This window comes from Pseudazoarcus sp. NS20, from assembly GCF_059703745.1.
This window is the reverse complement of sequence record NZ_BAAKIY010000002.1, coordinates 437,444-449,200: the sequence shown is the minus strand read 5'-3', so window position 1 is coordinate 449,200 and position 11,757 is coordinate 437,444. Positions and strand designations below refer to the sequence as shown.

Here is an 11,757-nt window from a genome sequence, read left to right as displayed (position 1 = left end):
CCGGCTCAAGGCCGGTGTCGGGAATCAAAGACTTGTTCGTTCAGCTCACAAGCATCACCACTCGTGAAGACCACGCCCAAGTTCGTTCCAGGGTACGGAAGTCACGATGTGTGTTCGGCACGTCGGATCAAATACCGGCCAATGCCTTGGTGACGCCATCCAGCGACACCTCCACCACCATCACGTTTTCCGAGCCCAGCGGGCGGAAGCCGACTTTCATTTGCTTGCCTGCTCTGAGCTGCTGCCGCAATTCATCAGACAGCAGGGTGCTTGCAACGCATCCGCCCGGCGTGCATACGAGGAAGGGAAGCGCCGCTTCAGCGTTTGCATCGATCTGATAGACCATGCCCGGCCGCAGGTCGAGGCCCAACGGCAACTCGAAACTGAAGACCATGCCTTGCGCCCCGCGCTGGGCGACAACCCGCAGCAAGCGGCGGCCGGTGGCCGCCCCCTCCCCTTCACCTGTCATTTGCAGCACTTGCACGGCCTGGCATTGCTCTTTGCCGCCCAGCGTGGCGCAGATCACCTCCCACTTCCCGTGGGTCGCTTTCTGCTTCCACTCCGGCGCCGGTGCCGGCCGGGTGGGCGTGGCCGAGGGGGCTTGTGCGAACGTCGCACCACCCACCCCCAGGCCAGCCATCCAGCACGCCAACAGCGCAGCCTTGCGAACAGCAAGCGGTCTCATGATCACTGTGCCTGCTCCGTGCTCTCTTCCGCGCTTTCCTCCTCCATGCGCAACCCACCGTCGAGGCTGACGATGTACGTCCTCAAACGAGAGTTCTCATCGGCCGCGATCTGCGCTACCGCCAGATTGAGCAAGGATTCGCTGGACTGGTTTGAAGAACCCACCCCAGCTCCGCCCGGAGACGTGACATTCACCAGATTCAGATCACCGACGCCTGGCTGTTGCGAACCAGTGTTGTTCTGCTGCGCAAAGGCCGTGGGCGGCAGGGTGCCATTGCTCTGTGCATGCTGGTTACCCAGCGAGAACAAGGTCGGCAGGTAGCTCTTCAGGTTGTCCAGATTGCCCGGGCGACCGAACTGAATGCGCCCGCCTGCCGTCACGTCCAGCAGCGATTTGCCGGTTTTCGCATCGCCGTAGAACAGCGCGTCGCCACCGACGTTCACCACCACCGGATTATGCACATGCACCGGCTCTTCAAAGGTCAGCGTGCCGGTCAGCGTGATGGACGGACCTTGCAGATCGATCTTGCCCCTGCCCGAGCCTCCGTTCAGGTTGGCCAGCGGTGCCGTGCTGCCGATGGCCCCGCCGAAGGTCGTCACGCCCGGAGTTCTGACGGTGACGTCCCACGGGCCGTCCAAGGTGCTGACGAAGGTGATCGGGCCGTTGGACGAGAACACCGTGTTCGCGCCGACCGTGACGCCGTCGTTGAAGGTCTGCGCGCCGGTCGTGCGGATCAGGCCGCCGTTGATCACCGCCTCGCCATCGGCATCGGTGGTCAGACTGCGCAGCGCCGTGACATTGCCGACTGCGCCGTTGAAGACCGAGGCGCCGCCGGTTTCAACCATCAGGTTGTGCGCACCATTCAGCGTACCGTTGAAGGTGATGTCGCCCTGGTGGCTGCTTGCCAGCACCGTATCCGCGCCAAGCCGCACGGCATTGCCGTAGGTCTGATCACCGCGGGTCTTCACGCCACCGCCGTTGATCGCCACGCTGCCCGCGCCGCCGGTGGTCAGGCTGAGCAGCTCACTCGTGTCACCAACCGCCTCATTGAAGCGCGCAGTGCCGCCAGTGATCACCGTCAGATCATGCGGGCCATCGACCGTGCCGTTGAACACGATGTCGCCGTCGTCGGTGCTCTCCAGGACGGCGTTTGCGCCCAGGGTCATTGCATCGCCGTAGGTCTGCTCACCGGTCGTGATGACCCCGCCACCGCTGATGACAACGCTGCCGCCGGCATCGGTGGTCAGGCTCGCCAGCGCGGTATTTCCACCCACCTGTGCCTCGAACTCCGTCTTGCCATCGGTATTGACGGTCAGGCCAGCCGGGCCATCCAGCGTGCTCTGGAAGGTGATGTCGCCGCCGTCGGTGCTTTCCAGCACGGCGTCCGCGGTGATTTCCACGGCATCGCCATAGGTCTGCGCGCCGGTGGTCGTCACGCTGCCGCCACTGATTTTGGTGACACCCGGGCCATCGGTGCTCAGACTGGCCAGCGCGATGGTGCCGCCCACCGCTGCCGCGAACACGCTTTCGCCAGCGGTATTCACCGCCAGATCGTGCGGCCCGTCGACCGTGCCGTTGAACACGATGTCGCCGCTGCCCGTGCTCGAGAAGGTCGCATCAGCGCCCAAGGTGACTGCGTCGCCGAAGCTCTGGTCACCCGAGGTGCGCACACCGCCGCCGTTGACCTCGACACTGCCGCCCTCATCGGTCGTCAGGCTGGCCAGTTCGGTCGTGCCGCCGACCATGCCGTCGAAGCGCGTCACGCCGGAGGTAGCTACCGTCAGAGCGCCCGAGCCATCGACGGTATCGCCGAAGACGATGTCTTCGCCGTATTCGCTGGTCAGCACTGCGTCCGCGGTGATCTGTACCGCATCGTTGTAGGTCTGCGCACCGGTGGTGGTCACGCTGCCGCCGCTGATCGTGGTCAGGCCGGGGCCATCGGTCGTCAGACTGCTCAGCGCCGTGTCGCCACCCACGATACCGGCCAGATTGGTGGTGCCGGCGGTATTGATGGTCAGGCCGTGCGCGCCATCGACCTTGCCCAGCGTGATGTCGCCGGCAGCGCCAATGCCCGTGCTCTGCAGCACGACATCCGAGCCGAGCACCACGTCGCTGATGTAGGTCTGCGTGCCGGTGGTGGCGATGGTGCCGGTGACGTTGGTGACACCCTCGCCGTCGCTGGTCAGGTTGCGCACGCCGGTGAATTTCTCACCCTCCAGCTCGGTCGGGCCGGAGAAGCGCAGCGTGAGGTCATTGCCTTGGCCGTTGAGGCCGACGTCAAACGTACCGGTGGTGCCGGTCAGAATCGCGTCGTTGCCAAGTGCCACCTGCTGGCGATACACCTGCGTGCCAGCGGTATTCACGCCTCCGCCGTTGATCCGCACGGTGCCGTCGATACTTTCGCCAGTGTCGAGGCTGGCCAGACGCTGGTCGTTGTCGCCAACTGCGCCGTTGAAGACGATGTCGCCGGAGGTATCGACGGTCAGCGACTGCACGCCGTCGTCCTTCGCGCGCACCGGCCCCTGGAAACTGATCGTGCCCTGCCCCAGGCTCTTCAGCGAGGTGTCAGTGTCAAGAATCGCCAGTTCGCCGTAGGTCTGGTCGCCCAGCGTGATCACGGTGCCATTGGCGAAGCGAACCGTGTTGGTGGCCGACGGTGCGCCATCAGTGGTTACGCTCCACAACGGCCTGTAGGTGCCGACTGCACCGCCGAAGACGGTCTCGCCCTGGGTCAGTACATTCAGGGACGCCACGGTGCAGATTGCCGCATCGACGTCACCGTTGAGCGCGATGGAACCGCCGAGGGTGCTCTGCAACGTCGTGTTTCCACCGAGGATGATGGTACCGCTGTTGTAGGTCTGCCCTTCCGTGGTGATGAAGTTGCCGCCGTTCATCAGAAGCGTGCCGTGCTGGGCGGCTACTGCGATGGACGACAGCGCGCGGCTCGCACCCATCGCACCGTTGAAGCTCGTGGTTCCCTCAGTATTGACCGTCAGACCGTAGTGGCTGCCGGCAACACTGTTGACGGTGCCACCGAAGGTGACGGCATCACCGCCGGTGCTGGTGAAGGTGGTGTCCGCGCCCAGTTGCACGTTGTCGGCGTAGGTCTGGCTGCCGGTGGTAGTGACGTTACCGTTGAACACGGTGGTCCCGTCTGCATCCGTTGCGAGGCTGGTCAGGGCCGTCGTGCCGCCGACCGCGCTGCCGAAAGTCGTGGTGCCGCTGGTATTAACGGCCAGGTTGCCTGCACCGTTGACGGTACCCCAGAGCGTGACCTCTCCCGAGCCTCCGTTCAGCGTGGCGTCGCCGCCCAGAATGACCGCGCTGCTGTAGCTCTGGCCCTGAGTCGTATTGACTTCCGCGCCGCCAGCCAGCGTAGTCGTTCCACCACCGCGGGTGAGGCTGCGGCTGCTGAAGGCGTTCAGTTCAAGATCTTGCCCCGAAGTCAGGCCCACATTACCCAGCGCCTTGTCCTCGCCGACCGCAGCGTTGAACACGATCTTGCCGCCGCCCGTGATGATGGACAGGGTGCTGTTGTCCGATGCGAGTGCGCTGTCGAGCGTGCTGCCGAAGACGACGTTGCCGCTTGCCGTCGAACCGGTGTAGAGGTTGAGGTTGCCGTTCGTCCGGGTCGCACCCGTGAAGCTGATGTTGGTGTCGTCGGTGGTAATCCTACCGGCCAACAGGTTGTCGCCTGCACCGTTCTGGATGAAGCCGCCGTTCGTGGTGATGTTGGCAGACGGGCCGGTCGTGAACAGCCCGGAGTTGGTCACCGTAGCGCTAGCCGCGGTGAGAGCCTGATTGATGGTCAGCGCGTTGCCGGTAAAGCTCAACGCGTTGTCCAGCGTGCTCGTGCCGCCGAAGGTCGTGGTGCCCGCACCCGCGTTCTGCGTGAACGACGCGGCCTGGAAGGTGCTCGACGTCGTCACGTTGTTGGCGGAATTGACGGTCACGGCGCCCATCTTGCCGGTATTACCGACTTGGCCGTTGAAGACCACGTCACCGCCGGTGCCGGCCGTGATCGTCAGATCACGCGCGCCGCCGCTCGAATCGAGCTTGCCGCGGAATTCGACATTGCCGCCCGTTGCGACAGTGCCGCCCCCGGTGGTATCGATCGCCAGGTTGTTCTGCACCGTCGTGTCCGAGCGGAAGATGACGCCCGAGCCCGCGGTTTGCATCGTTCCGCCGGAGAGCGTGATGCCGCCGTCCGCCTTCAGGTCGATGTTGCCCTTTGCGTTGAAGGCCGAGGTGTTCGCCAGGGTCAGCACACCCTTGGTGGCAAGCTTGATGTCGCCGCCCGTGGCGGTGTAGACCATGCTCGGATTGGCGCTGATGGCATTGCTGTCGATGCTGATGCCGTTTGTGCCGCTCGTCGTGAGATTGCCGTTTGCCGTTGCGGTGCCCTTGTTGGTGATGGAAAGGCCGGCGCCGCGGAAGCTCGTCAGGCTCACGTCCTGCACGTTGTTCAGCGTCAGGTTGCCGATCGCTTCGCCATTTCCTATCGTCGAACCGAAGGTGACGCTGCCATACGACGGCGTGGTGCCCGAACGCATGGAACTGATCGTGAGATTGCTGCCGACACCATCGCGGCCGTTCACCACGCTGTTGAACGTCACGTTGCCGCCACCGGCATCGATCTTCGCGCTGGAGGTGGTCCCCGTCAGCGAACCGAGCATGACGATGTCGTTGAAGGTGAGGTTACTGCCCGCACCGTATGCGCTCTGGCCGTAGCCGCCAGTCAGGTTGATCTCGGTGCCGTCGAGCAGAATGGTGCCGCCAACCTCGGTTGCATCAACGATCAGCGAGCCGGCGGCTCCACCGGTGCCGCCGTTAGTCGAGTTGTAGGTTCCGATGCTGTTGATCTTGGCATTGCCAAGCTCGACGATGCGGCCGTACAGCCTGATCGCCCCGCCCTGCTGCGCTTGGTTACTGCTGTACGAGTACCCGTTGGAGGTAATGTCGCCCTGCACCCGCAGCGTGGCGCCACTCGAAGTGAGCGTAATAGTGCCGCCCGTTGCATTTACTCCGTTTCCGCTTGCCGTGGCATTGACGGCCGAGCTGACAATCATGTTGCCGCTCGTGATGACGTCAATACTGCCGCCGTTGCTGGTTATCCCTTTTACATCGAGATAGCCGCTGCTGTTAACCAGGGAAACGTTCCCTCTGGTGCTTGCCGTGAAGCCTGCAAGCTCATTCCCGGTCTGATTCAAGACGACGTTGCCGCTGTTGAGCGAGACGTCGAGTGCGCCGACTTTGAACGCCCCGCTCTGCCCCACCGAGCCGGACCAACTGCGCAAGTCGATCTGCTGGATATGCGCATTCGTCAGATCCGCTACGGCCAGCGTGATGGCGCCGCTCGTGGCGTAGGTCTGGCTGTTGCGACCAATCACTAGCTTGCTGGCCTCGATCCGACCGAGTTCCGCCGCTGTCAGCGACAGGCTGCCCGCCGCGTCGGATGCGCCACCGATCTGAATGGCCCGACTGGAGGAAACTTCAGCACGCGTGTCGATGGATACGGTTCCATCCCCGCCATTCGCGATCAACTTGCTGCCCGAACCGAGCGCGACATCGTCCGCCGAGATGTTGATATTGCCCGTGCTCGACAGCGTTCCGCTGCCGACCTCAAATACGCCGCCGACCCCGTCCGCGCGCAAGCCCAGAGTGCCGGCCGCGTTGAGGGAAGCGGTGCCGTTGAAGCCAATGTTTGCGGCCGCCTGAAGACTGGTATTGCCGCTGGAAATCGCGACACCGTTGTTGACCGTCACATCACCGGACGTGGCGCGCAGAGTGAGTGCGCCACCATTCAGGTTCGAGCTGGCATCCACCGCAATCGAGCGATTGCCCACGAAGCTGAAATCAATCGGCGAAGAGCCCGTCGCGTTGGCGTTGACGGCATAGCTGCTACCGGTACCGGTAGCCATATAGCTCAAGCCACCGCCGACAATGCGGTACGTCAGGTCCAGACCGGTAGACGACGAGTTGATGCTCACCGAACGCAGGTCAATCAGGTCTGTTGCAGACGTGTCATCGGTATATGCCTCGACATTGAACTGCCCGGGAGAGGACACGTTCAGCCGGTTGGCACCGCGTACGAGGATTGCGTTGGCGAGGGAACCCGCGCTGGCGCCGTTGAGCGTCAGCGTGCCTTGGTTGTTGGTGTCCGACAGGGTCAGATAGTTTGCCCCTGCATTGGAAATTGCACCGGTGGCGCTGAGCGTCAGCGCGTTGATGTGCTTGAACTCGGTATCGGCGGTAACGGTGGCCGTGCCTGTGGTCGCCAGCTCCAGTTCGTTGGCGTGGATCTTGTCGAGCAGCTCACTGGTGAAGCCCAGCGCCGCTCCGTTGTTGCTGCCGACATCGATGTTCCGGGCGGCCGTAGCACCATCCGAACGGCCGGTCATCCAGACTTTCACGTTGCGGTTGTCGTCATTGGTTACGCGGTCGCCAATTCGCTTGCCGTCGGCGATGCCGACCGTGTTGGCTGCGATCTTCAACGTGCCTGACGCCATTTCGATCGATTCATTGACCGTCAGCGTGTTGATGTCAAAGAGGCCGACTTCGGACGTGGTGGTATCGGAGAAGCCTTCACGGCCGTTGACTACGCCAATCGTCAGGTTGTTGCCGCCGTTGTCGAAATGGAAGCCGCCGCGCACGTCGCCGGCCAACGTGCCGACGTTGTTGTTGTTCGTCAGATAAGCCCAACCGCTGGTCGTCACCACTTCCAGGCCGGCTGCAGTGATGATGCCGGCGCCGGACTGGTCGATTGCCCGTGCCGGAGTATTGTTGATGCCGGAGGTTGCCGTGGCGGTCAGCTTGACGCTACCGGAGGAGTTGGTGATCGCGCCGCCCGATGCCAGGACGATGCCGTCGCTGGTGCCCGTGGACACATGCCCGGACCCCGACCCTCCCGTGCCGCTGATGGCGATGGTGCCGCCCGCCGCCTCCACGCGCGAGTTGGTACCGGTGATGACGACGCCGTCGCTGTTGCCGCCATATTGGCCGGTCTGGTAGTTGGCACCGGTAGAGCCGCCCCGGCCGGTGATATCTACCGAGCCGGAACCGGTCGCGCGCACGCTGGCGCCGTTGGCGATCTGAACACCGATCTGGTTGGAGCTCGTCGAATACTCGTCGCTGTTCTGGCCGGTGCCGCCCCTGCCGTCGAGCGTAACGCTGCCGTTCGTGGTGGCGATCGAAGTGCCGTTCAGGTTGATACCGATGTAATTGCCGGTCGTACCGCCAGCCTTGAGCGAGATTGCTCCGGTAGTACCCGTGATGTTGCCCAGGACATTGATACCGTAGGTCGTCTGCACGGCAAAATCGGCGGCTCCAATGTTCGAAGCGCCAACGTTGATCGGTGCGTTACCGATAAAACGGAAATCGAGCCCGTCGGCGTTGCTCAAGTCAAGGTTATAGGTGCCAAGCGCCGGCGGATTCGTTCCCCGGTACCAAGTGGGTCCAGCGTCGGTTGTCAAAGCAAGCGTGGCGCTCGACAAAATACTGAAGTCACTGTTGCTCGCTGCGGCTGACTTCGAATCGATGTGGAGTTTGTCCAGATTGGCTGAGCCGGAGCCGCCCAAACGGGTGCGGGCATCAACATGGATGTCGCGCGACGAGGTGAGGGTGAGCTCCGATGCACCCACCGTAACTAGGCGGTTGGCGGCGGAGGTACCGATGCCTTGACCGTCGGCAGTGCCGGTACTCGCCAGGGTCAGCGAGCCATTGTCGATATGACTGAAACCGAGCTGGCCGGTACCCGAGCGGGTGATGCCCTGACCGGCCTCGATCGTCATGGCCGCCACTGCGCCTGCGCGCACATCTGCAGAGTTGGTAACGTTGCCGCTCGTCTTCAGCGTCAGCGACTGTGCCGAGATACGGTCGATTTCAGCGTCGGTCAGCGAAAGCCTGGCTTCGTCTTCAGTGCCGAGATCGATATTGCGGCTGGTCGTGACGGTCACGCCTGTGCCGGCGCTGACGTTTTCCGTGATCTCCAGGTCGCGGATGTTGTTGAGGGTGACGGAACCGGTGCTGCTCACGCCGACGGTATCGCCAACTGTGCCGATGGTCAGCGCGCCGGAGATCTTGCCGCTGTTATTGAACGTGAAGTTGCCACCGTTGGCATCCACGGCCAGCGTACCGACGTTGTTGCCCTGGTTGAGCGAGACACCGCCGTTGGAGGTGGTGACCTCCAGCGCTTCTGTCGTGATCAAGCCCCAGTTTTGGTCAATGGAACCAGCATGCAGGTGCACCGAAGCGCCTGACAAGTTGCCGTTCAAGTCGAGGTGGTTTCCACCGTTGTCGAAGGTGATTGCCCCGGTTGCCGTCGCCGCCAGAGCACCAACCGAGTTGCTGGCACCTTCCAGCGTGATGTGGCCACCATTGCTGCGCAAATTGGCCGAACCCAGCGTAAAGCTGCCGCCCGTTTCGGACTGGTTGATGTTGCCGGATGCCGTCGCGGTCAGGTTGCTGGCGGCAATCGCGTCATTCAGATCGATGTTTCCGCCGATCAGCGTGATCGAACCACTGTCCATATCGAGCGCCAGCGACTGATCGATCTCGATATCCGCCGTGTTGCCGCTCTGCCCGATCGCAAGCGCCCCCAACTCGCTGAACCCACTGCTGGTGGTGCCGCCATTGTTGACGTTGAAGCCTTCGGTGAACTCCGACAGCTTGAACGGCGACTCAAAACTCGATGCGGCCTTCACGGCCAGCGTGCCTGTGGTGTTCAGGCTGATTTGGGCATCACCGCTCACTCCCTGCGTATTACCTTGCAGGGTCAAGTCACTGGAGCCGGCCGTGATGACAGCCCCCGCTGCGTCGGTGGCGAATGCCGTGCTGCTGTCGCCAGCGCCCGCTTGGGTGGTGATGGACACGGCCTGATCACCATCCTCACGGCCGATTCGCGCGAAATTGCGGAAGACGATTGCATTGTTGTCGTCGCCACCCGAGCCACCCGTCGCCCGCAGGTCAATGTCGCCACCGTCCGTGAGGAGGCTGCTGCCTTCGATGACGAGTCCGTGGTTTTCACCCGCTTCACCGGAGCCACCCGCGGCAACCACTTCCAGGCTGCCAAGACCGCCTGCCGATACGGTCGCGTTGGTGAGCATCACACCGTTTTGACCACCATCGGCAGCATCACCGCCTCGGCCGTAGATATAGATGTGCCCGTTGGTCGTGCTGACCTCGGTACCGTTGATGACCACCCCGCTGAAATCCCCGGGCTGCAGGCCCTGATCGCCGTCGAGCGTGATCGAGCCGTTCTGGCTGGAGACCCGGGAGTTGATCAGCAGATTCCGTGCGCTGAGCTGAATGGCTCCAGCACCACCGGTGGACACACCACTGGTGCCCTCGATGTCGGTCACGGTCAAACCGGCCGTCCCCACATTGCGGAAGTAGATATCGCCCGAATCGGACGAGGCTGCGAAGGCCTCAACCTGGTTGCTGCCGTCATCCAGATAGATGGAACCGGCACCGGCCTGCACGAGCAACTCACGCCCGACAATGCGGCTGCCCCCGTTCTGAGTAATGTCGTTGTTGGTGGAGATGAGGCTGACGCGCCCGCCTGCGCCGGTCGCGCCACTGCCATCGGCAGCACCACCCTGAGCAAGCAGCTGCCCATTGTTCAGTCGGATACCCGCCGTGCTGTTGAGTGTAATGGCGCCTGCCGCACCGCCAGCGGCATCACTGCCCGCCACGGCGGCCGAACCGCCAGTGTTGATGACAGCACCATTGCCGAATACGACGGCGCCGTTGCCGGTAGTCAGATTGACGTTACCACCCACCAGGCCCGCCCCGGTGGCTGCACCACCGCTGGTCGTGATGTTGGCGTTAACGTAGATGTCGCCGTTGTGTTGCGTCGTGCCGGCGATAACGTTGAAGTCACCGCCCTTCGCACCGTCAGCGCCGATCGACGTGATGGCTGCGTTGATGGTCACGCTGCCGGTCGCGTCCAGCGTCAAGGCGCGGCCGCTGTTCCAGGTGATGGCATCGATAACCGTAATGTTGCCGGCACATTCGGAGATATCGCACGCGGACTGAACAGTAATGTCGTTGTTGGCCAGCGCGGCCAGCAGCACGTCTACGCGTAGGAAAGAGAAGTCGTGCGCGGGGTTCGGGTCGGTGTCGTTAGTGAAGTCGCCGAACGTGTTGTTTTCATTCGTGATCCAGCCGGACGTACCGACGTTCCCGATGGTCAGGTTGGTCGGGTCGAGCAACAGTGTGCCATTGCGGCCGTTCGCGGCAGAGGTATCGACCGTACCCTGGAAATCTAGGAATTGCTTGCCCGACACCTCGACGAAGCCGCCGTCACCGCTCGCGGCGCCACCTTTTGCCTCGATCGTGCCGCTGAAGGCCGTACGGTCGTCCGACCAGACGATGACCTGGCCGCCATCGCCCTCGCGCGTTGCATTGGCGCGGACTGTCGCGCTTTCACCCACGAAGGTGCGCTTGGCGTTGGCCACCTCGGCATTCTTGCCCTGATAATCACCGCCCAGCAAAACGGTACCGCCACCGGTGGCACCGGACGCATCGACCACGCTGCCATCAAGAATGCCGACGACTTCGCCGGTCACTTCGATGTGGCCACCCTTGCCGTCGGCCGCGCTCACGTTCAGCACACCACTGTTGGCGACGGTGCCTCCGTCCGCGAACAGGCTGATCGTGCCGCCATCGCCGCGCGCCAGGCTGGTAGCCTCGATCATGCCTTCGTTGTTGATGGCGAAGCTGGCCAGCTCCCCGGCCGCCTTGACCGTCATCATGACGGTACCGCCTTCAGCCCTGATCAGACCGCCGTTGCGGATGTAACCCTCCACCACCGCTTCATCGACTTCGATCTTGGCCGGGCCGCCAAGGTCCAGGCGCACCTTGCGGCCGGAGCCCATCAGCACTTCACCGCCGCGCACGCTGATGTCGCCCACGTTCTCGATCTTCGCCGCGATCAGCGCAACGAAACCGCCGTCGGCCGCCGTGATCGAGCCCTGGTTGACGACCGACTTCAGCGAGTCGCCTTCCAGGCGGAAGTTGCCCGACATGAAGTCTTCGTTGGTGATGTTCAGCGTCGATGCCAGCAACGACGC

Annotated in this window: 2 protein-coding genes; both read right to left on the bottom strand. The window is 63.2% G+C overall.

Features of this window, described 5'->3' with window-relative positions:
• Positions 1-127: 127 nt before the first annotated feature.
• Complete coding sequence (locus AC6H0W_RS07825) at positions 128-685, bottom strand: invasion associated locus B family protein (protein ID WP_497576599.1); 558 nt, start codon at positions 683-685, stop codon at positions 128-130.
• Between the two features lie 2 nt (positions 686-687).
• On the bottom strand, positions 688-11,562 hold the full coding sequence (locus AC6H0W_RS07820) for a hypothetical protein (protein ID WP_497576770.1): 10,875 nt from the start codon (positions 11,560-11,562) through the stop codon (positions 688-690).
• Positions 11,563-11,757 lie beyond the last annotated feature (195 nt).

What these genes read in the sequence shown, in the direction of transcription:
- AC6H0W_RS07820 (WP_497576770.1), bottom strand. Translation starts at nt 11,562, where the DNA reads ATGGGCTCCGGCCGCAAGGTGCGCCTGGACCTTGGCGGCCCGGCCAAG.
- AC6H0W_RS07825 (WP_497576599.1), bottom strand. Translation starts at nt 685, where the DNA reads ATGAGACCGCTTGCTGTTCGCAAGGCTGCGCTGTTGGCGTGCTGGATG.